The organism is Streptomyces bullii, assembly GCF_042657145.1.
In the GTDB taxonomy this organism is placed as follows: domain Bacteria; phylum Actinomycetota; class Actinomycetes; order Streptomycetales; family Streptomycetaceae; genus Streptomyces; species Streptomyces bullii.
Map to the genome: position 1 here is coordinate 640969 of NZ_JBHSNY010000002.1, position 23625 is coordinate 664593.

Annotated in this window: 23 protein-coding genes and 1 pseudogene; 11 read left to right on the plus strand and 13 right to left on the minus strand. The window is 73.0% G+C overall.

All coding sequences use genetic code 11. The features are described 5' to 3' along the window. Positions 1-2: 2 nt before the first annotated feature. Positions 3-1847 carry an RICIN domain-containing protein gene (locus tag ACFPZJ_RS07040; RefSeq protein ID WP_381018692.1) on the minus strand — a complete coding sequence of 615 codons (1845 nt, stop codon included), beginning with the start codon at positions 1845-1847 and terminating at the stop codon, positions 3-5. Between the two features lie 393 nt (positions 1848-2240). Between ACFPZJ_RS07040 and ACFPZJ_RS07045 the strand changes: the two are divergent. Beyond that, positions 2241-3186: pseudogene (locus tag ACFPZJ_RS07045) on the plus strand (UTP--glucose-1-phosphate uridylyltransferase). 61 nt (positions 3187-3247) lie between these two features. Here the strand turns inward: ACFPZJ_RS07045 and ACFPZJ_RS07050 are convergent. Beyond that, positions 3248-3685, minus strand: coding sequence for a DUF4442 domain-containing protein (locus ACFPZJ_RS07050; protein ID WP_381019003.1), 438 nt, complete (start codon positions 3683-3685; stop codon positions 3248-3250). A 134-nt stretch (positions 3686-3819) separates the two neighbouring features. Here ACFPZJ_RS07050 and ACFPZJ_RS07055 point away from each other — a divergent pair, with 134 nt between their 5' ends. Continuing rightward, positions 3820-5130, plus strand: a complete 1311-nt coding sequence (locus ACFPZJ_RS07055; protein ID WP_381018693.1) for an MFS transporter — start codon at positions 3820-3822, stop codon at positions 5128-5130. Here ACFPZJ_RS07055 and ACFPZJ_RS07060 read toward each other — a convergent pair. The 3 genes from ACFPZJ_RS07060 to ACFPZJ_RS07070 form a co-directional block, all read right to left on the minus strand. Further along, on the minus strand, positions 5092-5937 hold the full coding sequence (locus tag ACFPZJ_RS07060; RefSeq protein WP_381018695.1) for a spermidine synthase: 846 nt from the start codon (positions 5935-5937) through the stop codon (positions 5092-5094). The two genes, ACFPZJ_RS07055 and ACFPZJ_RS07060, sit on opposite strands and share 39 nt — an antisense overlap. 123 nt (positions 5938-6060) lie before the next feature. Further along, entirely contained in the window at positions 6061-7230 is a 1170-nt protein-coding gene (gene tuf / locus ACFPZJ_RS07065) for an elongation factor Tu (protein WP_381018697.1), read from the minus strand. Between the two features lie 250 nt (positions 7231-7480). Then, entirely contained in the window at positions 7481-8203 is a 723-nt protein-coding gene (locus tag ACFPZJ_RS07070; RefSeq protein ID WP_381018699.1) for a DNA alkylation repair protein, read from the minus strand. Positions 8204-8252: 49 nt separating this feature from the next. On the opposite strand from ACFPZJ_RS07070, the gene ACFPZJ_RS07075 reads away from it, so the two are divergent. Further along, entirely contained in the window at positions 8253-9050 is a 798-nt protein-coding gene (locus ACFPZJ_RS07075) for a TVP38/TMEM64 family protein (protein ID WP_381018701.1), read from the plus strand. A gap of 34 nt (positions 9051-9084) precedes the next feature. Here the strand turns inward: ACFPZJ_RS07075 and ACFPZJ_RS07080 are convergent, their stop codons facing one another. Continuing rightward, positions 9085-10254 carry a thiolase family protein gene (locus ACFPZJ_RS07080; RefSeq protein ID WP_381018703.1) on the minus strand — a complete coding sequence of 390 codons (1170 nt, stop codon included), beginning with the start codon at positions 10252-10254 and terminating at the stop codon, positions 9085-9087. A 125-nt stretch (positions 10255-10379) separates the two neighbouring features. On the opposite strand from ACFPZJ_RS07080, the gene ACFPZJ_RS07085 reads away from it, so the two are divergent. The 3 genes from ACFPZJ_RS07085 (at position 10380) to ACFPZJ_RS07095 (ending at position 12698) form a co-directional block, all read left to right on the plus strand. Continuing rightward, a complete protein-coding gene (locus ACFPZJ_RS07085) occupies positions 10380-10850 on the plus strand; it encodes a winged helix-turn-helix transcriptional regulator (RefSeq protein ID WP_381018705.1) in 471 nt (156 codons plus the stop codon). 159 nt (positions 10851-11009) lie between these two features. After that, a complete protein-coding gene (locus ACFPZJ_RS07090) occupies positions 11010-11885 on the plus strand; it encodes an undecaprenyl-diphosphate phosphatase (protein ID WP_381018707.1) in 876 nt (291 codons plus the stop codon). A 633-nt stretch (positions 11886-12518) separates the two neighbouring features. After that, positions 12519-12698, plus strand: coding sequence for a hypothetical protein (locus ACFPZJ_RS07095; protein ID WP_381018709.1), 180 nt, complete (start codon positions 12519-12521; stop codon positions 12696-12698). A gap of 70 nt (positions 12699-12768) precedes the next feature. Here the strand turns inward: ACFPZJ_RS07095 and ACFPZJ_RS07100 are convergent, their stop codons facing one another. Both ACFPZJ_RS07100 and ACFPZJ_RS07105 read right to left on the minus strand, forming a co-directional pair. Next, a complete protein-coding gene (locus ACFPZJ_RS07100) occupies positions 12769-13509 on the minus strand; it encodes an SDR family NAD(P)-dependent oxidoreductase (RefSeq protein ID WP_381018710.1) in 741 nt (246 codons plus the stop codon). Positions 13510-13539: 30 nt separating this feature from the next. Next, positions 13540-14121 carry a DUF4291 domain-containing protein gene (locus tag ACFPZJ_RS07105; protein WP_381019004.1) on the minus strand — a complete coding sequence of 194 codons (582 nt, stop codon included), beginning with the start codon at positions 14119-14121 and terminating at the stop codon, positions 13540-13542. 169 nt (positions 14122-14290) lie between these two features. On the opposite strand from ACFPZJ_RS07105, the gene ACFPZJ_RS07110 reads away from it, so the two are divergent. Both ACFPZJ_RS07110 and lnt read left to right on the plus strand, forming a co-directional pair. Continuing rightward, positions 14291-14767, plus strand: coding sequence for a nuclear transport factor 2 family protein (locus tag ACFPZJ_RS07110; protein ID WP_381018711.1), 477 nt, complete (start codon positions 14291-14293; stop codon positions 14765-14767). A gap of 126 nt (positions 14768-14893) precedes the next feature. Continuing rightward, positions 14894-16468, plus strand: a complete 1575-nt coding sequence (gene lnt, locus ACFPZJ_RS07115; RefSeq protein WP_381018713.1) for an apolipoprotein N-acyltransferase — start codon at positions 14894-14896, stop codon at positions 16466-16468. Here lnt and ACFPZJ_RS07120 read toward each other — a convergent pair. Both ACFPZJ_RS07120 and ACFPZJ_RS07125 read right to left on the minus strand, forming a co-directional pair. After that, a complete protein-coding gene (locus ACFPZJ_RS07120) occupies positions 16392-17297 on the minus strand; it encodes a Gfo/Idh/MocA family protein (protein ID WP_381018714.1) in 906 nt (301 codons plus the stop codon). The two genes, lnt and ACFPZJ_RS07120, sit on opposite strands and share 77 nt — an antisense overlap. A 13-nt stretch (positions 17298-17310) precedes the next feature. Beyond that, the gene (locus ACFPZJ_RS07125; protein ID WP_381018716.1) at positions 17311-18495 is read right to left on the minus strand and encodes an FAD-dependent monooxygenase; all 1185 of its coding nucleotides are present in this window, start codon (positions 18493-18495) and stop codon (positions 17311-17313) included. An 83-nt stretch (positions 18496-18578) separates the two neighbouring features. On the opposite strand from ACFPZJ_RS07125, the gene ACFPZJ_RS07130 reads away from it, so the two are divergent. From ACFPZJ_RS07130 to ACFPZJ_RS07140, 3 genes are all read left to right on the plus strand, one after another. Then, positions 18579-19181: a TetR/AcrR family transcriptional regulator gene (locus ACFPZJ_RS07130; protein WP_381018718.1), complete on the plus strand. Its 603-nt coding sequence runs from the start codon at positions 18579-18581 to the stop codon at positions 19179-19181. Between the two features lie 43 nt (positions 19182-19224). Beyond that, positions 19225-19737: a DinB family protein gene (locus ACFPZJ_RS07135; protein ID WP_381018720.1), complete on the plus strand. Its 513-nt coding sequence runs from the start codon at positions 19225-19227 to the stop codon at positions 19735-19737. 121 nt (positions 19738-19858) lie between these two features. Then, positions 19859-20356, plus strand: a complete 498-nt coding sequence (locus ACFPZJ_RS07140; RefSeq protein WP_381018721.1) for a hypothetical protein — start codon at positions 19859-19861, stop codon at positions 20354-20356. A 4-nt stretch (positions 20357-20360) separates the two neighbouring features. Here the strand turns inward: ACFPZJ_RS07140 and ACFPZJ_RS07145 are convergent, their stop codons facing one another. From ACFPZJ_RS07145 to ACFPZJ_RS07155, 3 genes are all read right to left on the minus strand, one after another. Then, a complete protein-coding gene (locus tag ACFPZJ_RS07145; RefSeq protein WP_381018723.1) occupies positions 20361-20864 on the minus strand; it encodes a hypothetical protein in 504 nt (167 codons plus the stop codon). 110 nt (positions 20865-20974) lie between these two features. Next, complete coding sequence (gene ung, locus ACFPZJ_RS07150; RefSeq protein ID WP_381018725.1) at positions 20975-21658, minus strand: uracil-DNA glycosylase; 684 nt, start codon at positions 21656-21658, stop codon at positions 20975-20977. A gap of 97 nt (positions 21659-21755) precedes the next feature. Further along, positions 21756-23342: an ABC transporter substrate-binding protein gene (locus ACFPZJ_RS07155; RefSeq protein WP_381018727.1), complete on the minus strand. Its 1587-nt coding sequence runs from the start codon at positions 23340-23342 to the stop codon at positions 21756-21758. Positions 23343-23625: the final 283 nt, after the last annotated feature.

Consider the following 23625-nt stretch of genomic DNA (forward strand, 5'->3'; position numbering starts at 1 on the left):
GACTACGGATGCGAGACGGAGCCGAGTGCCGTCACGGCGGTGTCCGCCAGGGAGGCCACGGTCGTCAGCACTCCGGCGCCGGCCCCGTCGGCCGTCCCGGGGCCGGCGGCCTCGCAGCAGCCGGCCTGGGCGAACCGCTTCTCGTGCCACTGCGGCGGTTCCTCGGGCTTGGCGGGCGGGGGTTCGGCCGCGGGCGAGCGCGGGACGGTGTCGGTGTCGGCGGAGGTTCCGGTGCCGGTGTCGTGTGGCAGCGTCACCTCGGGGCGGCTCCCCCGCGGGCCCCCGTCGTCGCTCCGCTTCCCGCGCTCCCGCGCGGTCCCGGACGACAGCCCCGGCCCGGCGTCCAGTTCCCAGCCCTGCGTCGCGGACCCGTCCCGCTCGGCGACGCGCACCTCGCGCCCCGCACCGGGTGCACCGGAGGCGAGGACCCGTGCCGTGCCGCTGCCGCCGCGGAGCAGGATCTCCCCGCGGACGGTCAGGTCGTAGCGCGGCACTCCCGCGGGCACCTGGCAGCCCGTCAGGACGACGGTCCCCTGGTCGGCGTCGGAGTCCAGGCAGAGGGTGGGCTCGGCGGCGCTGCGCAGGCGGCCGTCGTCCCGGTACGACCACTGCTGGGTCCCGGCGGAAGAGCAGTCGGCCAGCACGATCCGGGCACCGGCCACGGCCCGCTCACCGCGCACGTCGAGGCACAGGCCGGCCGTGCGGCTGCGCAGGCGGCCGCGTGCGATCTCGGCGGTGTCGTCGGCGGATGCGGCCGACGGGGATCCGGCGGCGGGCGGGGCCGCGGAGACGGCGCTCGGGTCGACGGAGTGGCCGCTGGGGGCTCCCCAGGTGGCGGAGGAGTCGGCGCCGCCGCTCTCCTCGGACCAGCCGCGGGCGGCGAGCAGGGTGGCCAGCAGCGCGAAGGCGGTCACGGCGGCTCCCAGGGCCAGGGCCTTGGTGTGCCGTCGCGGCGCGCGGGAACGACCGCCGCTCCTCGGCCGGTACCGGTGCCGGCCGCCGTGCGCGGGACAGGGCTCCGCCGCGCTGTCGCGGCCCGCCCGCGAGTCGAGATAGCGGCGGACGCCCCAGCCGAGGACGGTTTCGGCGAGCAGTACCCCCAGACCGCCCTCGAAATGGCTGAGCTGTTCGGCGGCGTGACGGCAGTACCGGCATGCCATGAGATGCCGTTGGACTTCCGGCAGCAGTCCTCCGCCGCGGCGCAGGGGAGCGTCGAGGAGACGGTTGTGGCGGCGGCATTCCTCGGAGGGGGCGAGTTCCCGGTGGGCGCGCACACAGGCCGCCCGGAATTGTTCACGAGCCTGCTCCAGCGCGGCCGAGGCGGTGGCGGAGTCCACCCCCAGCAGACCGGCCGGCACGGAAAGGGGTTCGGCTTCCACCTCGGTGTGCCACAACAGGCACTGGGAGGCGTCCGGAAGGGCCAGGAATGCGTGCTCGGCCAGGCGCCGCCCTTCGGGTGTGCCGGGCCTGGCGGCCCGCAGACCGCGTGCTCCGACCGGTTTGCGCAGTTCCGGCAGCACGGCGAGGAGCCGGTCGTCGGCGGCCCACTCGCGGACGGTGTCCCGTACGGCCGCCAGCAGCCGGGGGCGCAGGGCGCCGCCGGCCGGCCGGGCGAGCACGCGCTGGAACGCGGTGGTGGCCGCCAGCACCGCCGTGTGGCCGGTGGAGGCCAGGCAGACGGCGGCGTACTCGTACGTCGCCCGCCAGTGCCGTGCCAGCAACAGCGCGAGGGAGCAGGAATTTTGGGCGGGCGCTCCGATCCGGGCGAGCAGATCGCGGTCGGACTCCTCCCGGACCACTCCGGGGCGGGGCGGGTACGGCGGGCGTGGGGGGTGCGGGGACTGCACTGAACCATTTCCTTCCAGCCGCAGGACGGCATGCGAAATGCGCGTCCGTCGGAAAGCAGGTGCCTGATTGGTGCATACCTGTGCCGCGTCAGGTACGGGGAGCGGGTGCGGGGGTCGCTCACTTTCGCACAAATGACGGACGGGAAACAAGGAGTGCGAGTGACCCCAGTTCACAAAGACGGAAATTCAGAAAAGTTACCGGCGGTATCCGCACCCCTTTTCGAAGGCGCCGTCATGACGGGCGTGAATGGTGCCCGCATCAAGGGCGCGTTGCGGTGGCCGGTCCACCGGATCTCCCCGTCGCGCTCGCCGGTCACCCGGGCCGGGCGCCACCCACAGGGCACTCCCATGCTCTTCTCGGCCCGCTCTCAGCCCCTCCCCAGCATGGGCGGCATGATCGTCCCCCACACTTCCGCCCCCGCGGCCTCCCTCCGCCCAGTGCGCAAGGCGGTCGTCCCGGCCGCCGGGCTCGGCACACGCTTCCTGCCCGCCACGAAGGCGACCCCGAAGGAGATGCTGCCGGTCGTCGACAAGCCCGCCATCCAGTACGTCGTCGAGGAGGCGGCCGCGGCCGGACTCGACGACGTCCTGTTGGTCACCGGCCGGCACAAGCGGGCCATCGAGGACCACTTCGGCCACGCCTTCGAACTGGAGCAGACCCTCGCGGCCAAGGGCGACACCATACGGCTCGACGCGGTGCGCGACCCGGCGCGACTGGCGCACGTCCACCACGTGCGGCAGGGCGACCCACTCGGCCGCGGGCACGCCGTGCTGTGCGCCCGCCGGCACGTCGGCGACGAACCCTTCGCCGCCCCCTCGGCGACGATCTGATCGACCCGCGCGAGCACCTGCTCGACCGGATGCTGGAGGTCCGCGACCGCCACGCCGGCAGCGTGGTCGCCCTCATGGAGGTCCCCGCGGAAGAGATCCACCGCTACGGCTGCGCCGCCGTGGAACCGGTGGGCGAGGAGGGCGTCGTCCGCGTCACCGGGCTGGTGGAGAAGCCGTCACGCCGGACGCGCCGAGCCGCTACGCGGTGCTCGGGCGGTACGTTCTCGATCCGGCCGTCTTCGGCGTCCTGGAGCGCACCCCGCCGGGCCGGGGAGGCAAGATCCAACTGACCGACGCGCTGCGGGACTTGGCCGTACAGGGCTCAGTGCACGGAGTCGTCTCCAAGGGACTGCGCCACGACACCGGCGACAAGGCGGACTACCTGCGCGCGGTGGTCCGGACGGCCTGCGCACGCCCGGACAGGGGGCCGGACTTCACGGCCTGGCTGGAGCAGTTCGTCAACGAGCTTCGGGACGCGCGGCCGGGGCGCAGGCCCAGCGCCGCCTGAGGGTCGCACGAGGGTCCGGCCGGGTCGTACACCCGGCCGGGGCCCTCGTGCGCGGCGGCGCTCAGCCGTTCGGGCGCAGGGTCCACACCACGGTCATCTCGCCGGTGACGGCACCGTCCGCGCGCTGGAGGGCGATGGACACCGGGAACTCGGGGCGCTCGCCCGCGTCCAGTTCCGCGACGACCTCGGCGGCGGGCCGGCCCAGCGTCGCGGTGGCGGTGACGGGGCCCATCGCCAGCTTCTTGTAGGCGATCTCGGCGCGGACGGCGAGCGGCACCGCCCGCGAGAGCTGGTCCCCGAACGCGGCCAGCACGATCGCCCCGCTCGCGGACTCGCCGAGCGTGAACATCGCTCCGGCGTGCGGCCCGCCCACGTGGTTGTGGTACTCGCTCTGGTCCGGCAGGGCCACCACCGCCTTCTCCGGGGTGGCCTCCAAGAACTCGAGGTTCAAGGTCCGGGCCATGGGCACCGTGGCGGCGAGCATCTCGCCGATGGACATCTGGTCTGCGCTCATGACCGCATGTTACCCGTGAGTAGCGTGCCTGGAAAGGGTGCGCCGAACCCTCTCCCCGAGCCGGTCCCCGCCCGGAAACGCATTTGGCGGACCGGCCTCGCCGCGGCGATAGTCACGTCGTGATCTCGCTCGCCGTCTCCCGCCGCCGCCCCGCATGGGCGGGCCGCACCTACACGCTGCTGACCGTCTCGGCGTTCGTCACCAACCTGGGCAGCCACGGCGCCCTGATCGCGGCGGCCTTCGCGGTCATCGAAACGGGCGGCGACGGCGGCGACGTGGGACTGGTGGCCGCCGCCCGCACCCTGCCGCTGGTGCTGTTCCTGCTGATCGGCGGCGCCGTCGCGGACCGGCTGCCGCGGCACCGCGTGATGGTCGCAGCCAACGCCCTGAACTGCCTGTCACAGGCCGCGTTCGCCGCGCTCGTGCTGGCCGGCCGGCCGCAGCTGTGGCAGATGATGCTGCTGACCGCGCTGGGCGGCGCCGGCCAGGCGTTCTTCAGCCCGGCCGCCGAGGGCATGCTGCTGTCGTCGGTCCAGGGCGAGCACGCGGGCCGCGCCTTCGCGGTGTTCCGGATGGCGATGCAGGGCGCGGCCGTGGGCGGTGCCGCGCTCGGCGGCGCCATGGTCGCCGCGGTGGGGCCCGGGTGGGTCCTCGCGGCGGACGCGGCGGCGTTCGCGGTCGCGGGGGCGCTGCGTGCCTTCCTCGACGTCGGCCACATCCCGCCCCGCGCGCCGGGCGGCGGCCTGCTCGCCGACCTCAGGGACGGCTGGCGGGAGTTCGCGGGCCGGCCGTGGCTGTGGGCCATCGTCGTGCAGTTCTCCATCGCCAACGCGGTCGTCGGCGCCGCCGACGCGGTGTACGGCCCGCTCGTCGCCCGCGATCACCTGGGCGGCGCGGCACCGTGGGGACTCGCGCTGGGCCTCTTCGGCGCGGGCACGGTCGCCGGCGCCCTGCTGATGACCCGCTGGAAGCCGCGCCGACTGCTCCTCGCCGGGACCCTGTGCGTGTTCCCGCTCGCCCTGCCGTCGGCCGCGCTCGCCGTGCCGGTCCCGGTGGGGGTGCTGTGCGCGGTGATGTTCGTGACCGGCGTGACCCTGGAGGTGTTCGGCGTCTCCTGGATGACCGCGCTCCACCAGGAGATACCGGAGGAGAAGCTGTCCCGGGTCTCTGCGTACGACTGGTTCGGCTCGGTCGCCCTCGTGCCGCTGGCCACGGCGCTGGCGGGACCGGCCGAGTCGGCCTTCGGGCGGCCGGCCGCGCTGTGGGGCTGCGCGGGCCTGGTGGTGCTGGTGACGGCGGCGGTGCTGTGCGTGCCGGACGTGCGTGACCTGCGACGCAGGACCACGTACGTGACCTGGAACACCGCCGCGCAGGACGGCGGCAAAGACGGATCAGCCGATGCCGAACGCCCCGTCGGGGGGCTCGGGTGACGGCACGGCGTCCTCGTCCCGGACCGGTCGCGCACCACCGGTGAAGTCCCGCAGGCCCGGGCCGTGTTCGACCCTAGCCGGGAAGGCGTCGGCGGCGGTGAGCCGGACCAGGGCGGCCACGTCGACCGGCCGGTGGGCGGCGACCAGCACCGCGTTGCCGAAGCGGCGCCCGCGCAGCACGCCCGGCTCGGCGATCAGCGCCAGCTCCGCGAAGACCGTGGCGAAGGTGGCGAGCTGGGAGCGCAGGAAGGCGAACGGCGCGGCGTCGGCGAGGTTGGCCGCATAGACGCCGCCGTGGCGCAGGACGCGCCCCGCCTCACGGGCATAGGCGACGGACGTCAGGTGCGCCGGCACCCGGGAGCCGCCGAAGACGTCGGCGAGGAGCACGTCCACCGAGCCGTCGGGAGCGGCCTCCAGCCAGGCCCGGGCATCCGCCGCGTGCAGCGCGACGCCCGAGCCCTCCGGCAGCGGCAGATGCTCGGCCACCAATTCCAGCAGACCGCGGTCGGCCTCGACGACGTCCTGCCGTGAACCGGGCCGGGTGGCCGCCAGATACCTGGGCAACGTGAGCGCACCCCCACCGAGATGCAGCACGTCCAACGCCCGCCCCGGCTCCGCCACCGTGTCCAGCACATGCCCGAGCCGCCGCGCGTACTCGAACTCCAGATGCGTCGGCTCGTCCAGGTCGACATACGACTGCGGCGCCCCGTCGACCGTGAGCAGCCAGGCCCGCTCCCGGTCGACGTCGGGCATCAGCTTGGCGGTGCCGTGATCGACGACGCGGGTCACGGGGATCGGCTCGTTCACTTCTCCATTGTGCGAGCGCGCGACGCCTTCAAGGGCCGCGGGGCTGCGCTGACATGCGGCTCCGCCGCCTGAGCGCGACGGGCGTCAGCGGCCCCGCGGCCCCCCACGCACGGCGCCCGGCACTCACCCGACGGCGGTCACGGTCCCCGCGCCGACGGTCCTGCCGCCCTCACGGACGGCGAAGCCGAGCCCCGGCTCCAACGGCACCTCCCGCCCCAGCTCCACGGTCATCACCACCGTCTCGCCGGGCCGCGCCACGGCCGCCTCACCGAGGTCGACGTCACCGACCACGTCCGCCGTACGGATGTAGAACTGCGGCCGGTACCCGGTCGACACCGGCGTCGTACGACCCCCCTCCCGAGCGGACAGCACATACACCTGCGCCGAGAACCGACGGCTCGGCACCACACTCCCCGGCGCGGCCACCACGTGCCCCCGCCGCACCGCGTCCCGGGGGACGCCCCGCAGCAGCAGCGCCACGTTGTCCCCGGCCTGGGCCTCCTCCATCGGCTTGCCGAAGGTCTCCAGGCCGGTCACCACGGTCTCCACCTCGGCTCCGAGCACCTCCACCCGGTCACCGACGCGCACGGTCCCGCGCTCCACCGCACCCGTCACCACCGTGCCCCGGCCGGTGATGGTCAGCACGTTCTCCACCGGCAGCAGGAACGGCGCGTCCAGATACCGCTCCGGCATCGGCACGTAGGTGTCGACCGCGTCGAGCAGTGCCTCGACCGACGCAGTCCAGCGCGGGTCCCCCTCCAGCGCCTTTAGGCCCGAGACCCGTACGACGGGTACCGAGTCACCGCCGTAGCCGTGCGCGGTGAGCAGGTCGCGGACCTCCAGCTCGACCAGGTCGGTGAGCTCCTCGTCCCCCGCGTCGGCCTTGTTGAGCGCGACCACGATGTGGTTCACGCCCACCTGCCGGGCGAGCAGCACGTGCTCGGCGGTCTGCGGCATGATCCCGTCCAGCGCGGAGACGACGAGGATCGCCCCGTCGAGCTGCGCGGCGCCGGTGACCATGTTCTTCACGTAGTCGGCGTGACCGGGCATGTCGACGTGTGCGTAGTGACGGGTGTCGGTCTCGTACTCGACGTGCGCGATGTTGATGGTGATGCCGCGCGCCGCCTCCTCGGGCGCCCGGTCGATGCGGTCGAACGGCACGAAGGTGCCCGAGCCGCGCTCGGCCAGAACCTTGGTGATGGCGGCGGTCAGGGTGGTCTTGCCGTGGTCGACATGGCCCATCGTGCCGATGTTGAGGTGGGGTTTGGTGCGGACGTACGCCGTCTTGGACATGGCTGTACCTCGAAGCCTCGTAGGAAGGTGGGACCCCGAGGAACCGCCGACCCTCCCCCTGCGGGGTCCGCCGGACGATCCGGGGAGGGTCAGCTTCGGGCGCCGTCGGCGACGGCCGTGAGCACGGCGACGGCAGCCTTCGGAGCATCCGCGGCGGCGGATGCTGCGAGAACGAAGGCGTACCGGAACATGACGTCGATCATTACCGACGCTTTGCCCGGCGTCGAACGGTTTTTCCGCGCAGGGAGGTTCAGCCCTCGATGTTCTTCAGCGCCTCCCGCACCGACAGCGGCGCGAAACGGCCGCCCTCCCGTGCCAGGAAGGCGCGCACGGCCTCCGGGTCGGTGCTGCCGTACTCGCGCAGGCACCAGCCGACGGCCTTGCGGACGAAGAAGTCGCCGTGCCCCGCCTGGCGAAGGCAGTAGCGGAAGAGGCGTTCGACGTCGGTGCGCTCCTTGTACCGCAGCTGATGGAGCAGGGCGGCGCGGACCAGCCACAGGTCGTCGGCGTCGATCCAGGCGTCCATGTCCGCCGTGAGTGTCGGGTCGGCCGCGACCAGCGGGCCGACGACGTGCGCCGCGAGCGGATCGACGGTGTCCCACCAGGGGACGGTCGTGATCAGGTGCCGGGCCACGGGCAGGAAGCCCGACGAGCAGTGCCGCACATGGCGGCGCAGGTAGTCGACGGCGAAGTAGTGGTACTCGCGCTGGGGCAGCGCCCAGCAGCGCAGGGCGACGGCGGTGCAATCGGCCTCGTCGGGGCGGGGTGTGTCCCGCAGGACGGTGCGTGACAGGGAGCGGCGCACGGGGGTGGGCAGGCCCAGGAACGGGGCCATGTCCTTCATGTACGCGCGCATGGGCGCGGCCCGCTCGGTATCGGCCGCGGCGGCGTACGTGGCGGTGAGCCGCTCCAGCACGGTGTCGGCGAGCGCGCTGCGCGGCGCACTCGGCGTTTCCCGGCCTGTGACCCGCATGAGACGAACGATACGGCGATCACACACATTTGTCGGTTAGTGTCACCGGATGCTCGATGCCACCACCCGCTCTGGGGGCACCGCCGCGGTCTCTCCCCGGGCCGCCGCGGAGCTGGACGCCGCCGCCGATCTGACCGTCGCCACGGAACTGACCGTCGCCACGGCCACCAGCGGCTTCACCGCCCGATGCACGAGAGTCCTGCTCTCGCCGTGGTCGCGGCTGTCCCTGCTCGTCGCGCTGCTCCTCGCGGCCGCCTTTACGATGCTGCTGTTCGAACCGCAGAAGCTGCTGGTGGACGGCTGGCCGCCCCAGCTCGGCGGAGCCGCGGCGGCACTGGTGTTCGCGGTGGCGTACGGGGTGTGCACGGTGGCGTTCGTGCCCCGGCCGCTGCTGAACCTCGCGGCGGGTGCGCTGTTCGGCTCGCAGCTCGGCCTCGGCGCGGCTCTGGCGGGCACGGTGCTCGGCGCCGGGATCGCGTTCTGCCTGGGGCGGGCGCTGGGCCAGGAGGCCCTGCGGCCGCTGCTGCGGGGCCGCTGGCTGAAGGCGGCGGACGGCCAGCTGAGCCGGCACGGCTTCCGCTCGATGCTGGCGGTGCGGCTGTTCCCGGGCGTGCCGTTCTGGGCCGCGAACTACTGCGCCGCCGTCTCCCGCATGGGCCTGCTGCCGTTCCTGCTGGCGACGGCCCTCGGGTCGATCCCGAACACCGCCGCCTACGTCGTCGCCGGCGCCCGCGCCTCGACGCCGACGTCACCGGCCTTCCTCATCGCCCTGGCCTGTATCGCCCTGCCCGCGCTGGGTGGCGTGGTGGTGGCCTGGCGCAAGCGCCACCACCTGCGCGCCCGTTGAGCGCGGATCAGCAAACCGGTCGAGGACCGGTCGCTCACACGCCTTCGAGGATCATCGCGTTGGCGAGTCCGCCCGCCTCGCACATCGTCTGCAGGGCGTAGCGGGCCCCGCGCTCGCGCATCGCGTGGACGAGCGTCGTCGTCAGCCGGGTGCCGCTCGCGCCGAGCGGGTGGCCGAGGGCGATGGCGCCGCCGTGCACGTTGACCCTCTCGGGGTCCGCGCCGGTCTCCTGCTGCCAGGCCAGCACGACGGCGGCGAACGCCTCGTTCACCTCGAACAGGTCGATGTCGTCCAGGGTCAGGTGGGCCCTGCGCAGCACCTGGTCCGTGGCCGGAACGACACCCGTCAGCATCAGCAGCGGGTCGGATCCCGTGACGGCGAAACTGTGCAGCCGGGCGAGCGGCCGCAGCCCGAGGCGCCGGGCGGTCTCGCCCGACGTGATGAGGACGGCGGAGGCGCCGTCGTTGATGGGGCTGGCGTTGCCCGCGGTGACGTTCCACTCGATCTGCGGGAAGCGCTCGGCGTAGGCCGGGTCGTAGTAGGCGGGCTTCAGACCGGCCAGGATCCCGGGAGTGCTGCCCGGCCGTACGCACTCATCGCGCGCCACTCCGTCCAGCGGTGCGACCTCGGCGTCGAACAGGCCGGCCTCCCAGGCCGCGGCTGCCCTGCGGTGCGAGGTGACGGCGAAGGCGTCCATGTGCTCGCGGGTGATCGACCACTTGGCGGCGATCAGCTCGGCGCTGATGCCCTGCGGGACCAGGCCCTCCGGGTAGCGCTCGGCGATACCGGGGCCGAAGGGGTCCTTGCCCTCCGGCACGTTCGACCACATCGGCACCCGGCTCATCGACTCCACACCGCAGGCGACGACGAGGTCGTACGCGCCCGAGATGACGCCCTGCGCGGCGAAGTGCACGGCCTGCTGGGAGGATCCGCACTGGCGGTCCACGGTGGTCGCGGGCACCGACTCGGGGAAGCCCGCCGAGAGGGCGGCGTACCGGGTGGTGTTCATGGCCTGCTCGCCGACCTGGTCGACGGTGCCGCCGATGACGTCGTCGATCAGTGCCGGGTCGACGCCGGAGCGCTCGACGAGGGTGCGCAGGGTGTGGGCGAGGAGCTCCACGGGGTGGACGTGCGCGAGGGCGCCGTTCGGTTTGCCCTTGCCGATCGGGGTGCGTACGGCTTCGACGATGACTGCGTCACGCATGCGCGGGCCTCCTTGGCCGCCGGGGCGATGGCCGGTTCGCCAGGGCGATTACCGGTGAGTAGGAAATCTGAACCCACCATAACCCGATGGGTTGGAAAATCCAACCCTCACTTAGACTGGGCGTCATGGCCGCCACCAAAGACCCGCGCCCCTGCTCCATCGCCGACACCCTGGCGCTCGTCGGCGAGAAGTACTCGCTGCTCGTCCTGCGGGAGGTGTGCCTCGGCAACGGCCGGTTCGACCAGCTGGTGCGCAACATCGGTGCCCCGCGCGACATCCTGGCCACCCGGCTGCGGCGGCTCGTCGACGCCGGGATCCTGGAAAAGCGCCCCTACAGCGAGCGCCCGCAGCGCTTCGAGTACCGGCCGACGCAGGCCGGGCTGGAGCTGGAGCCGGTCCTGATGACCCTCATGGCGTGGGGCGACCGGCACCTGCGCGAGGACGGCGACCGGCCGATGGTGATCGAGCACACCTGCGGCAACGAGCTCGTCCCGGTCGTCACCTGCCGCTCCTGCGGCGAGGCGGTGCGCCACGAGGACCTGCGGGCCCACCCGCAGGCGCCCGGCTGGACCGTGACGGGTCCGACGGCCGCCTGAGCCGTCCCCGAAGCCCGCTTCCCGGCCCCTGTGTCGGGGCTGTCACCGAGGGGCGCTACGCTTCCCCCTCGGCACGCCTGATCCCCTTGATCACCGCACAGGCGGCGTGGTGTGCCCATCGCCCGTTCCTCGATCGGCACTTGGACTCGGTTACCTCACATGTCTTGGTTTGAATCCCTCATCCTCGGACTCGTCCAGGGACTGACCGAGTTCCTCCCCGTCTCCTCCAGCGCGCATCTGCGGCTGACGGCCGCCTTCTCGGGCTGGAAGGACCCGGGCGCGGCCTTCACGGCGATCACGCAGATCGGCACGGAGACCGCGGTGCTGATCTACTTCCGCAAGGACATCGGGCGGATCCTCTCGGCGTGGACGCGCTCGCTCACGGACAAGGCGATGCGCAGGGACCCCGACGCGCGCATGGGCTGGCTGGTCATCGTCGGCTCGATCCCGATCGGCGTGCTCGGCGTCACGCTCAAGGACCAGATCGAGGGCCCGTTCCGCGACCTGCGGATCACGGCCGCGATGCTGATCGGCATGGGCATCGTCCTCGGCATCGCCGACCGGCTGGCGGCCCGGGACGAGAGCGGCGGCCGGCATCGCGCGCCCAAGCAGCGCAAGGGCCTGGAGGACCTGGGCGTCCGGGACGGCCTGATCTACGGCGCCTGCCAGGCGATGGCTCTCATCCCGGGCGTCTCCCGCTCCGGCGCCACGATCAGCGGCGGCCTGTTCATGGGCTACCGCCGCGAGGCCGCGGCCCGCTACTCCTTCCTGCTCGCGATCCCCGCGGTGCTGGCCTCCGGCCTGTACGAACTCAAGGACGCGATGGAGAACGACCACGTCTCCTGGGGACCGACGATCTTCGCCACGATCATCGCCTTCGCGACCGGATACGCCGTGATCGCGTGGTTCATGAAGTTCATCTCGACGAAGAGCTTCATGCCGTTCGTCTGGTACCGCATAGCGCTCGGCATCGTCATCATCGTCCTGGTCACCATGGGCGTCCTGAGCCCCCACGCGGCGGAGTCGGCAGGCTGACCCGCCGACGGGGCACGACACCCGGACCGCGCACCGCCCTGCCGGGCCGTCCCGCCCTCACCCTGCGGCTCGCTCGCGCCACTTCCGCGTCCCTGCGCCGATGCCGCGCCTCGGCTCTCGGCCCACCGGGCCCGGACCCCGGCGGGATGCCGCCGCCCGACGACCTCACCGCGCTCCGCTGGAGCCATGTGCCTGGCTCGGCCAACCACCTGCCGGTCGATGGCCCCGCACCCCTACCGCCGCAGCGGCACGGACAGCACTCGCCAACCGCCGGGACGGCACGGACCCGCTCCGCCGACCACCGGACGGGACGCAGCCCGCCGACCCACCGCCGAGGCGGACAGACGGCGCTCGCCGGCCGCCGAACGGCACGGACGGCGCTGCGCCGACCACGCGGCCCGGTCCCAGCCCCGCTCCCCGACCACCGGGTCGGCCCCGGCCCCCGCCCCCGACCACCAGGGCCTACGCCGCTCCCTGCTGATCTCCCAGTCAGCACTTCCCGTACTGCGCCCCTCCCCCGACCGCCGGAAAATGCACCGCCGACCCCGTGCACCCGCCCCCGTGACCAAACCCATACCGGTCCCGTAGCCGTCCGGTAGCGGACTGTCAGTGCTTGCGCCTAGGCTTGTCCGCATGTCCCCCGATTCCGTGACCCCTGGTTCCGTGCGGTCTGCAGCCGAGGTGAACGAGCAGATCCGTGCCCTGTGGCGGCGCGCGGGTGGGTCCCTGTCGGCCCAGGAGCGCGAGGAGTACGAGCTGCTGGTCGTCGAGTGGGCGGCCGCGATCCGCAGCGAGGTCGTCGAGGCTGCCTGAGGGCGCCACGCAGGGTGGCCGCGGGCCGCTCACGCCAGGCATCCCGGCCCCGGACCCCCGGCCCCGGGCCTCAGCGGCCGCCCGACACCCTCAGCACCGCCCCCGTCGTGTACGAGGCGTCCGGTGACATCAGCCACGCGATGGCCGCGGCGATCTCATCGGCCCTTCCCGGCCGGCGCAGCGGGATCGTGCCGGCCGCGCGCCGGGCGCGGTCCGGGTCCCCCGTCGCCGCGTGCATCCCCGTGTCGATCACCCCGGGCGCTACCGCGTTCACGCGGATGCCGTCCGGGCCGAGCTCCTTGGCCAGGCCCAGCGTCAGAGCGTCGAGGGCGGCCTTGGTCGCCGCGTAGTGGACGTACTCGCCGGGGCTGCCGAGGGTCGCGGCGGCCGACGACACGTTCACGATCACTCCGCTCCCCCGCGGCGCCATGAGCTGGGCGGCGCGACGCGAACACAGCAGCGTGCCGAGGAGGTTGACGTCCACGACCCGCCGCAGGTGCGCGGTGTCGGTGTCGGCGAGCCGCCCCAGCGGCCCGCTCCCCCCGGCGTTGTTCACCAGCCCCGTCACCGGCCCGAGCTCCCGCTCGGCCGTCTCGAAGAGCCGCTCGACGTCCTCCTCGACCGCCGTGTCGGCCCGCACGGCCAGGCCGCGCGCCCCGGCGTTCCGTACCCCGTCGACCACCTCTTCGGCGGCCCCCGGGTGGCGGACGTAGCCCACCACCACGTCGTGCCCGTCCGCAGCGAGGCGCAGGCAGGTCGCGGCACCGATGCCCCGGCTGGCGCCGGTGACGACCGTCACGAGACGTTTCATCCGCGCCTCCAGTGCGAGAGTCCGACCAGCCTAGGGGCGCAGGTGCGCGAGCACGTCCGCGCCGAGTGGATACGGCCGTTCCTCGGGCAGCAGCCCGGCGGCACGGTCGAGTTCGCCCGCCCGCACGTGCGCGTAAATCTGCCGGGCGAGAGGCGTGACGTCCTCGATGCCGACGATCCACTCGTCGGCGTACCGGGCCGCCGCCTCTCCGGCGAGGCCCAGCTGCAACGACCGGTACGGCAGCGGATCGAGACGCAGATCCCGCTCCGGGTCCCACTGCACACGCGTCGGCGCCCGCCTCAACTGCCGCCTCCAGGACGCCTGGTCACCGTGCAGGGCCGGGACGTGGTGCGACAGGCACGCCCGGCGCAGCGCCCAGACGAACCCGGCACGGCTGATCTCGATCGCCAGGACCGTCTCCTGGCCCTCCTTACCGCCCCAGCCGCAGCGGTACATCATCCACAGGAAGGACGGCTTGATCCACGTCATGCGGTCCCGCTTCCAGGACGACGGGAAGCGGCCGGTGCGGGCCGCCACGCGGCCGATCTCCGGGCGGTAGGCCTGGTAGACGGTGATCGTGGAGTCGGTGTGGTGCGCGCGTACGCGGAACATGGGGTCCTGCTGATCATTCACCGACCCAGACTCGGCCCCGGCGGCCGCCCACGGCCACCGAATATCGCCGCAGATTACGGGACACACCCGCCGCGCTCCCCGTGACCCACCTCGCGGCGATGTGGTCGTACCCCTTGGCGCGGCACCCCGGATGCCCAACACTGAGCCGATGACGCAGCGCGTGGAGCTCGCTACCGTGAGGGACCGAATGGCCGTCGACGGTCTGATCACCGATTACGCGGTGGCGGTGGACGACGGCGACTGGACGGCGTACCGGGGGCTGTTCACCCCGGACGGGCGGGCGGACTACCGCTCGGCCGGCGGCATCGAGGGCGATGCCGGGACGATCGCCTCATGGCTCGCCGAGAGCATGCGGCTGTTCCCGATGCGCCAGCACCTGATCGTCAACCGCCGGGTGCGGTTCGGCACTTGGGAGCAGGACACCGGCGACACGGCCGATGTCCAGGCCGACTACGTCAGTCCGATGGGCACCGCCGGCTCCGGCTCCGGGCCCGACCTCGTGTGCGGCGGCCGGTACGCCTTCGCGGCGCTGCGGACCGACGACGGCTGGCGGCTGCGCGAGGTCGTCGTACGGGAGAAGTGGCGGCGCCTTCCGGAGCGCGCGGCGGCACCTGTGATCAACTGAGCCGAAACGTCCGGTGAGCGATCGACCGTGCCGACCGGCCCGTTCCGTGATCGGCGGAGCCGAGGCGCTCTGTTCCGGATCACTCGCAGGGCGCACACTGGAGGCACCGCGGGGTAGGAGGCGCCTATGAAGACGCTAGGCCACTGGCTCGCCTCCCCGTGGCGCCGCTCGGCCGCCGCGGCGGGCGCGGGCGCCCTGCCCGTCCTGGCCTTCCCCGCACCGTCCCTGTGGTGGTGCGCCTATGTCGCGCTGGTCCCGTGGATCCTGCTGATCCGCACCGCGCCGACCGGGAAACGCGCGGCCTACGACGGCTGGTGGGGCGGGTTCGGTTTCATGCTGGCCATGCACCACTGGCTGCTGCCGAACCTGCACGTGTTCACGTTCGTCATCGGCGCGCTGCTCGGGGCGCTGTGGGCGCCGTGGGGCTGGCTGGTGCGCCGTCTGCTGGGCGGGCTCCCCTCGCCCGGCCGGATCGCGGCCGCGCTGGTCGTGCTGCCGTCGGGCTGGCTGGCGGTGGAGCTGGTCCGCTCCTGGGAGGGCCTCGGCGGTCCCTGGGGCGTGCTCGGCGCGAGCCAGTGGCAGGTCGACCCGGCGCTGCGGCTGGCGTCCGTGGGCGGGGTGTGGTTGATCAGCTTCCTGCTGGTGCTCCTCAATGTGGCGGTCGCCGTGCTCGTGGCGGTCCCGCGGGCCCGGGTCCCGGCCCTGGCCGGGCTGCTCGCCACGGCCGCCGCGACCTCCGCGGCCTGGGTGTGGTCAGCGCGTCCGGGCGTCGACGAGCGGGTCGCGGTCGCCGTCGTGCAGCCCGGCGTGATCCAGGGCCGGGACAGCGGCGACCGCCGGTTCGACCGCGAGGAGGAGCTCACCCGGCGGCTCGCCGGCCAGGGCGTCGACCTGATCGTCTGGGGTGAGAGCAGCGTCGGTTTCGACCTGGGCGACCGGCCCGACCTGGCCAGGCGGCTCGCGGCGCTGTCACGCGAGACCGGCGCCGACATCCTGGTGAACGTCGACGCCCGGCGCTCCGACAGACCCGGCATCTACAAGAGCTCCATCCTGGTCGGCCCGGACGGCCTCACCGGCGACCGCTACGACAAGATGCGGCTCGTCCCGTTCGGCGAATACGTCCCGGCCCGCTCCCTGCTCGGCTGGGCGACCTCCGTCGGCGAGGCGGCGGGCGAGGACCGCAGGCGCGGTTCGGCGCAGGTGGTGATGAACGTCGGCAACGGGCTGCACGTCGGCCCGATGGTGTGCTTCGAGACCGCGTTCCCCGACATGACCCGCCATCTCACGCGGGCAGGCGCCGACATCCTGATCGGCCAGTCGGCGACATCGACCTTCCAGCAGAGCTGGGCACCGCAGCAGCACGCCTCGCTCGCCGCGCTGCGCGCCGCCGAGACCGGCCGCCCCATGGTGCACGCCACCCTGACCGGCGTCTCGGCGGTCTACGGGCCGAGCGGACAGCGGATCGGCCCGGCGCTCGGCGTCGACGCGAGCACCACGCGGGTGTACGACATCCCGCTCGCGCACGGCACCACGCCGTACGTCCGCTTCGGTGACTGGACGGTGCTCGCGGCGCTGCTGGTCCTCGCCGGCTGGTGCGCCGCCGAGGGCGGGAGGGCGCTGCGGCTCAGGCGGCCGGCTCCTGAACCGCGCGTACTACCCGCTCGCACAGTTCATGGGTCTCCAGCGCGTCCCGGGCGCTGAGCACCTCGCCCGCCCGGACCGCGTCCAGGAACGCCAGCACGGCCTGTTCGATGCCGCGCTGCCGGGCCACCGGCACCCAGTCCCCGCGCCGCCGTACGGTCGGCTGCCCCTTGTGGTCGATCACCTCGGCGAGGTTGACCACCTGCCGCTTGGTGTCCTGCCCGGACACCTCCAGGATCTCCTCGGCGGAACCGCTGAGCCGGTTCATGACACCCAGCGCGGTGAAGCCCTCTCCGGCCAGTTGCAGGACGACGTGGTGGAGCAGGCCGTCCTGGACGCGGGCGCGTACCGTCACGTCGTCGACCGGGCCGGGCACCAGGAAGCGCAGCGTGTCGACGACGTGGATGAAGTCGTCGAGGATCATCGTGCGCGGCTCCTCCGGCAGCCCGATCCGGTTCTTCTGCATGAGGATCAGCTCGCGCGGGTGGTCGGCGCACTGCGTGTACCCGGGTGCGTGGCGCCGGTTGAAGCCGACGGCGAGGCTGACGTTGCGCTCCTCGGCGAGGCTCACCAGCCGTTGGGAGTCGGCGAGTTCGTAGGCCAGCGGCTTGTCGACGTACGTCGGTACGCCCGCCTGGAGCAGCCTGGTCACGATCTCCGGGTGTGCGGTCGTCGGCGCGTGCACGAAAGCCGCGTCGAGGCCCTGGGCGAGCAGGGAGTCCAGGGCGGTGTGCCGCCGTTCCCCGGGCAGGTGGAGGCTGTCGGCGACCCGGGCGAGCGTCGCCGGGGTGCGGGTCTGCAGGTGCAGCTCGACCCCGGGCTGGAAGGCGAGGACCGGAAGGTAGGCCTTCTGCGCGATGTCGCCGAGTCCGATGCAGCCGACCTTCACGGGGTGCGCTCCTCTAACGGTTGTCTGCCGGGGTCTTCCCGGCAGCATACGGCCGCTGGGGAGGCCGCCAGTCGGCGATCCCGTCGAAGCTCCGCAGGAACAGCGCCGGCCCGGCCTTGGAGAGCGCGGCCATCACGGTGTCGCGTACGGCGGTCCCGGAGCGGCCGGTCATGAGGTTGAGGCGGGCGACCCGCACGGCCTGGCGCGCGATGGCGGTCGTCCGGGGCAGCCGGGCGGCGGTGTAGGCGGCGAGGTCGGCGCAGTGGTGGGCGAGGACGATCGCGTCCTCGACGGCCTGGTTGCCGCCCTGGCCGAGCGTCGGCGGCATGGCGTGCGCGGCGTCGCCGAGGAGGGCGACCCGGCCCCGGTGGTGGGCGGGCAGGGGCTTGGCGATGTGGTGGACGTCGTGCCGCAGCACGTCATCGGGGCGGGCGGCGGCGAGGACGGCGGGGATCGGCTGGTGCCAGTCGCCGAAGCGGCGCAGCAGCTCGGCCCGCTCGTCGTCGGGGGCGCGCTGCCCGGCGGGCGTGACGGCGGCGGCGTACGCGTAGACCCGGCCGTCCTTCAGAGGGTGCGTGCCCCAGATGTGTCCCCGGCCCCAGGTCTCGTGCGAGGCGAACTCGGTGCCGGGCAGCGGGAGCACGACCCGCCATGTGGTGAATCCGGAGTAGACGGGGCCTGGGTGGTCCGGGAACAGCGCGCGGCGGACGGCGGAGTGGATGCCGTCGGCGCCCACCACGAGGTCGGCCTCCAGCTCGCCGTCGGGGGTGGTGACGCGGGCGGGGCGGTCGGCGGTACCCGGGTCGGCGAGCGTCGCGGTGATGCCCGTGCGAACGGCGTCGGGCGGGAGCCGTACGGCCAGGCTGTCGATGAGGGTGGCGCGGTGCAGCAGGACCAGCGGGCCGCCGAAGCGCTCTGCGGCGGCGGAGGCGCTGGAGCGCGAGAGCCAGCGCCCGCCCGGGGTGCGCAGTCCGCCGTCCCCCTGCCAGGCGGCGAGGTCCCGGATCTCGTCGCCGAGCCCGATGACGTCCAGCGCCCGCAGCGAGTTGGGCGCCAGGGCGATACCGGCGCCGACCGGTGCCAGCGAGCGGGCCCGCTCCAGCACGGTCACCTCCCAGCCGTGCAGACGCAGGGCGACCGCCGCGGTCAGGCCCCCGATACCGCCGCCGACGACTACGGCCCGCCTCGACTGTGCCATGGCTCCTCCTCACCCAGCGAACTACATCTGTAGTGCACATTCGACGGTACTACGGATGTAGTCCTGCGGATAGGTTGAGTCCCATGTCCGTACGCACCGCCGGCGCCTCCCGCGCCGACCTCGTCGCCGACACCGCCCTCGCCCTGCTCGCCGAGCGGGGCATGCGCGGCCTCACCCACCGGGCGGTCGACGAGGCGGCCGGACTCCCTCAGGGCTCGACCTCGAACGTGGCGCGGACGCGGCAGGCGCTGCTGGAGCTGGCGGTGCGGCGCCTGGCCGAGCGGGAGGCGCGGGTGCTGGGGCTGCACGAGATGCCGGACCCGCGGGCCGGGATCGGCGCACTGGTGGACGCGCTGGCACGGGCGACGCACCGAGCCCTGACCCGCAACCGCGAACTGACCCTGGCCCGTTACGAGTTGGCTCTGGAGGCGACGCGCCGTCCGGAGTTGCGGGCCTACTTCGACGCGACGGGCGCCCGCTTCCGCGACCAGCTGACCGCGATGGTCACCGCGATGGGCTCGACGGACCCGGACCGGCACGTGCTGTCGCTGGTGGCCTGGGCGGACGGGCTGATGTTCTCGTGCGTGGCCGGGTCGTTCAGCGCGCGGGTGCCGAGCCCGGAGGAGGTCCGGGCCGGCCTGCGGGAACTGCTGGACGGCATGCTCGACGGCGCGCCGGGCGACTGAAAACCCGTGGCGGGGCCCGGTCCGCCGGGTGAAGGATGAGTCCATGACGACCGAACGCCGCGTGCCCCCCACGACCGCCGACGAACGCACCATGCTGGAAGGGTGGCTGGAGTTCCACCGGCAGACCCTGGCGTGGAAGTGCGAGGGCCTGACCGACGAGCAGCTCAGGACCGCCTCGGTCGAGCCCTCCGACCTGTCCCTGCTCGGTCTCGTACGGCACATGGCGGACGTGGAGCGGAGCTGGTTCCGCCGCGTCCTGGCCGGCGAGGACGCGGCGCCGATCCACTACAGCGACGAGGACCGGGACGGCGAGTTCCACCTCACCGACACGGACACCTGGCAGGACGCCCGCACCACCTGGCAGGAGGAGATCGCGGCCGCCCGGCGCATCGCGGCCGGCTTCGGCCTGGACGACATCTCCAAGGGCGCCCACCGGCGCACCGGGGAGCGCTTCAACCTGCGGTGGATCTACACCCACATGATCGAGGAGTACGCCCGCCACAACGGCCACGCCGACCTGATCCGCGAGCGCATCGACGGCGCCACCGGCGACTGACGTCAGCCCCGCCCCCGCCGCGCCACCCGTACGGGGGCGGAGATCACCCGTACGGGACGTTCCCCGCCGGTCCGATGTTCCGACCGGAGCCGGACCCAGCAGAGTTGCGCGGGTGCATCGAATGACGACCACAGCAACGCTCCTGGTGACCATGGCGGTCTCGGCCCTCACGGGGTGTACGACGGTCCAGCGTCTCCCCGTCCCGGAACCGTCGGCGTCACGGTCCCAGCCGCCCTCGCCGTACCTGGACGGCCGTCGCCAGACGCGGATCGTGCAGGCTCCGGCACGGGAGGCCCTGGAGCTCATCGGCCCGTCGAAATTCCCGGAGCCGTCCGCACTCCCGTCGCCCCGTACCACCGCTCCCGCGGATTCCGCCCCGCGGTCGCAGCCGTCGTCCGCCCATCGGGAGCGCGGCCCCCGGCCGGCGCACCCCGCACACCGCAGGCCGGACGCCGGGCGCCCGCACGCCGACGTCCCGGACGTCTCGGAGCCGGTGCGGCGCGAGATCCGGCGAGACGTCCCCCGGAACTCGGACGTGTGCGCCCTGGGCAGGAAGTACGGCGGCTGGCGGGCCGACAGCCAGGAGGCGACGATCTGCGCGGAGACGTACGGGCGATGACGCCCTACGGCCGCTGCCTCGGCGGCCCCCATGTCCCGCCGCCCTCGCCCAGCCGTGCCTCCAGCTCCCGGATGGCCGCCCGCACACCCTGCCCGTACCGGTCGTCGGCCAGCGCGCCGACCGCCGCCCGGGCCCACCGCACATGGGTCCGGGCGGCGTCGCGACGGCCGAGCTTGACATAGTCCGCGGCCAGGTTCAGGTGCAGGGACGGGTACAGGGCGCGGACGGCGAGCGAACCTTCTGCGGGCCGGTCGCCGCCCGCCTCCTCCGCTGCCGTCAACGCGCGCAGGTCCCAGGCCAGTTCGTCGGCGGGATCGTCCTGGGTGTCGGCCAGGTAGTGGGCGAGCGTGCAGCGGTGCAGCGGATCGCCGTGTTCGCCGATCTCCGCCCACAGGTCCAGGAAGCGGTGCCGGGCCTCCTCCCGGTCCCCGGCGTGGTGCAGCAGGACGATCTGCCCGATCCGTGTCAGCAGGGCGTCCGGCGCCGTCTGCCCCTGTTGCTCCGCCACCGCACCCTCCGCACCACTCGCAGGCCGTCCGTGCCGACGCTAACCGCAGGCACGGACAAACCCGGTCAGGCGGCGCCGGGCCGGTCGGCGCGGACCGGCCCGGCGGCGTGTCAGCCCAGGTTCGGGATGGTCCAGTCGATCGGCTCGTGCCCCTGCCGGGCCACCGCCTCGTTGATCTGCGTGAACGGCCGGGAACCGAAGAACTTCTTCGCCGACAGCGGCGAGGGATGGGCGCCCTTGACGACCGCGTGCCGCGTCTCGTCGATCAGCGGAAGCTTCTTCTGCGCGTAGTTGCCCCACAGGACGAACACCGCCGGGTCGGGCCGGCCGGCCACCGCGCGGATCACTGCGTCGGTGAACCTCTCCCAGCCCCGCCCCTTGTGCGAGTTCGCCTCACCGCCGCGGACCGTGAGCACCGCGTTGAGCAGCAGCACGCCCTGCTCGGCCCACGGCATGAGGTAGCCGTTGTCCGGGACGGGCGTACCCAGCTCCTCGTGCATCTCCTTGTAGATGTTCCGCAGGGACGGCGGGATCTTCACCCCGGGGCGGACCGAGAAGCACAGGCCGTGGCCCTGGCCCTCGCCGTGGTAGGGGTCCTGGCCGAGGATCAGGACCTTGACCTTGTCGTACGGCGTGGCGTCCAGGGCGGCGAAGACCTCCTCGCGCGGCGGGTAGACGGGACCCCTCGCCCGCTCCTCCTCGACGAACTCGGTCAGCTCCTTGAAGTAGGGCTGCTGCAGCTCGTCACCCAGAACCCCGCGCCAGGACTCGGGCAGCATGGCGATGTCGGTCACGTCAACGTCCTCACGTGTGTGGTCACTTCCAGGCCACAGAACCTACAGGCGACCACTGACAACCGGCCCCGGGGCCGCCCCGGCGACCGGGCCCGGCCTACCAGCTGGTCTTCCGGGACAGCTCCCACATCATCATGATCGTCGAGGGGTCCAGCGCCCGCTCGGCGCCCGAGATGTCCCGGCTCGCGGCCACGTACTGCCGGCCCTGCCACAGCGGCAGCAGCCGCGCGTCGTCCACCAGGATCTGCTGGGCTTCCTCGAACTCCTTCACCACGTTCGCGCGGTCGCTCTCGCGGCGCGACCGGGGCAGCAGGTCGTTGGTGATCTGCGGCGCGGGGTAGGGCGTGCCGAGGGCGTTCTGCTCGCCGACGAACGGCGCGATGAAGTTGTCGGCGTCCGGGAAGTCCGGGAACCAGCCGCGCCCGAACACCGGGTACTCGCCCTTCTGGTAGCCCTCGACGTACGTCTTCCACGGACGGCTCTTGAGGGTGACCGTGAACAGGCCGGACTGCTCGAGCTGGCGCTCCAGCTCCTTGAACTCCAGGGCGGTCTCCGAGCCGTAGCGGTCGGAGGTGTACCAGAGGGTCAGCGGGACGCGCTGGGTGATCCCCGCATCGGCGAGGATCTTGCGGGCCTTGGAGACGCTGGGGTTGCCATAGTCGTCGAAGAAGCCCGTGGTGTGGCCCGTCAGGCCCTTGGGGACCATCGAGTACAGCGGGTCGACGGTGTCCTTGTAGACCTTGTGGGCGATCGCCGCGCGGTCGACGACCTGGGCGACGGCCTGGCGCACGGGCTTCTTGCTCGCCCACGGGTCCTTCGGGTTGAACACCAGGTAGTTGATGTCGGTGCCGGTGCCCTCGACGAGCTGGATCTCCTCGTCCTTGGAGCGCTTGCCCTGCAGCTCGATGATGTCGCCCGCGGCCAGACCGCGGTAGGTCAGGTCGATCTCCTTGTCCCGCAGCGCCTTGACCATGGCGCCGGAGTCCTGGAAGTAGCGGACGGTCACCGCGCTGTTCCGCTGCTCCGCGAAGCCCTTGTACTGGCCGTTCTTCACGAGTTCGGCCTTCCGGCCGTCCTCGTACGACTCCAGGGTGTACGGCCCGGAGCCGACGATGTCGTCGCCCCTGCGCACCGCGTCCGCCGGGTAGTCGTCGGGGGCCACGATGGACATGGCGGGGGTGGCGAGCACGAAGGGGAAGGTGGCGTCGGGCTTGTTCAGGCGGAAGACGACCTCCCGCTCGTTCGGTGCCTGGACCCGGTCGAGGCTGCCCAGCAGACCGGCCGGGCCACCGTTGACGTTGATCTTCCGGATCCGGTCGATGGAGTACTTGACCGCCTGCGCGTCGAGCGGGTCGCCGTTGGAGAACTTCAGGCCCTCACGCAGCTCACAGCGGTACACCTGGTTCGAGGCGTCGGTGAACCCGCACTGCTCGGCGGCATCGGGCTGGGGCGTGGTCGCCCCGACCGGATAGCTCAGCAGCGTCTGGTAGATGTTGCGGAACAGCTCCCAGGAGCTGTCCCAGGAGGCGGCAGGATCCAGCGTGCTGGGAGCACTGGTGGTGCCCAGGACGATCGGCCCCTCGTCGTCCGAACTGTCGGACGACAGGACACCGCATCCGGTGACCAGGGACGATATGGACGCGATGGCCGCCACCCGCCGCAGGCATCGGTTCCGGTTGAACACGCGCACGCTCCTCGATCTGCCATACCAAGGGTCGGCAGACCATACCGCAGCGCTGCGCCCCTCGGCCCCACCCGTACGTTTCTTGAGACCGGGCACCCGATGACGTGGTGGCCGTCCACACCCCGTGGGGCCGCTGCGCCGACATGGGGCACCGCCTCCGTCGAAGGCGCCCCGTACCGGGGTCGCGCAGGCCGGGTGACCCCCGGATGTGACGGGTCGGCGGGCTACGGCCACGCCCGAGTCGACGCGCACCGGTGGGCCGGGCGACGCCCGCTCGCCGGGG

Bases quoted from the DNA above. Each gene is read 5' to 3' on its own strand.
- ACFPZJ_RS07080 (WP_381018703.1), bottom strand. From the start codon at position 10,254: ATGCGTGACGCAGTCATCGTCGAAGCCGTACGCACCCCGATCGGCAAG.
- ACFPZJ_RS07130 (WP_381018718.1), top strand. From the start codon at position 18,579: ATGTCCGTACGCACCGCCGGCGCCTCCCGCGCCGACCTCGTCGCCGAC.
- ACFPZJ_RS07075 (WP_381018701.1), top strand. From the start codon at position 8,253: ATGCTCGATGCCACCACCCGCTCTGGGGGCACCGCCGCGGTCTCTCCC.
- ACFPZJ_RS07085 (WP_381018705.1), top strand. From the start codon at position 10,380: ATGGCCGCCACCAAAGACCCGCGCCCCTGCTCCATCGCCGACACCCTG.
- lnt (WP_381018713.1), top strand. From the start codon at position 14,894: ATGAAGACGCTAGGCCACTGGCTCGCCTCCCCGTGGCGCCGCTCGGCC.
- ACFPZJ_RS07100 (WP_381018710.1), bottom strand. From the start codon at position 13,509: ATGAAACGTCTCGTGACGGTCGTCACCGGCGCCAGCCGGGGCATCGGT.
- ACFPZJ_RS07050 (WP_381019003.1), bottom strand. From the start codon at position 3,685: ATGTCCATCGGCGAGATGCTCGCCGCCACGGTGCCCATGGCCCGGACC.
- ACFPZJ_RS07110 (WP_381018711.1), top strand. From the start codon at position 14,291: ATGACGCAGCGCGTGGAGCTCGCTACCGTGAGGGACCGAATGGCCGTC.
- tuf (WP_381018697.1), bottom strand. From the start codon at position 7,230: ATGTCCAAGACGGCGTACGTCCGCACCAAACCCCACCTCAACATCGGC.
- ACFPZJ_RS07125 (WP_381018716.1), bottom strand. From the start codon at position 18,495: ATGGCACAGTCGAGGCGGGCCGTAGTCGTCGGCGGCGGTATCGGGGGC.
- ACFPZJ_RS07105 (WP_381019004.1), bottom strand. From the start codon at position 14,121: ATGTTCCGCGTACGCGCGCACCACACCGACTCCACGATCACCGTCTAC.
- ACFPZJ_RS07070 (WP_381018699.1), bottom strand. From the start codon at position 8,203: ATGCGGGTCACAGGCCGGGAAACGCCGAGTGCGCCGCGCAGCGCGCTC.
- ACFPZJ_RS07140 (WP_381018721.1), top strand. From the start codon at position 19,859: ATGACGACCACAGCAACGCTCCTGGTGACCATGGCGGTCTCGGCCCTC.
- ACFPZJ_RS07135 (WP_381018720.1), top strand. From the start codon at position 19,225: ATGACGACCGAACGCCGCGTGCCCCCCACGACCGCCGACGAACGCACC.
- ACFPZJ_RS07095 (WP_381018709.1), top strand. From the start codon at position 12,519: ATGTCCCCCGATTCCGTGACCCCTGGTTCCGTGCGGTCTGCAGCCGAG.
- ACFPZJ_RS07090 (WP_381018707.1), top strand. From the start codon at position 11,010: ATGTCTTGGTTTGAATCCCTCATCCTCGGACTCGTCCAGGGACTGACC.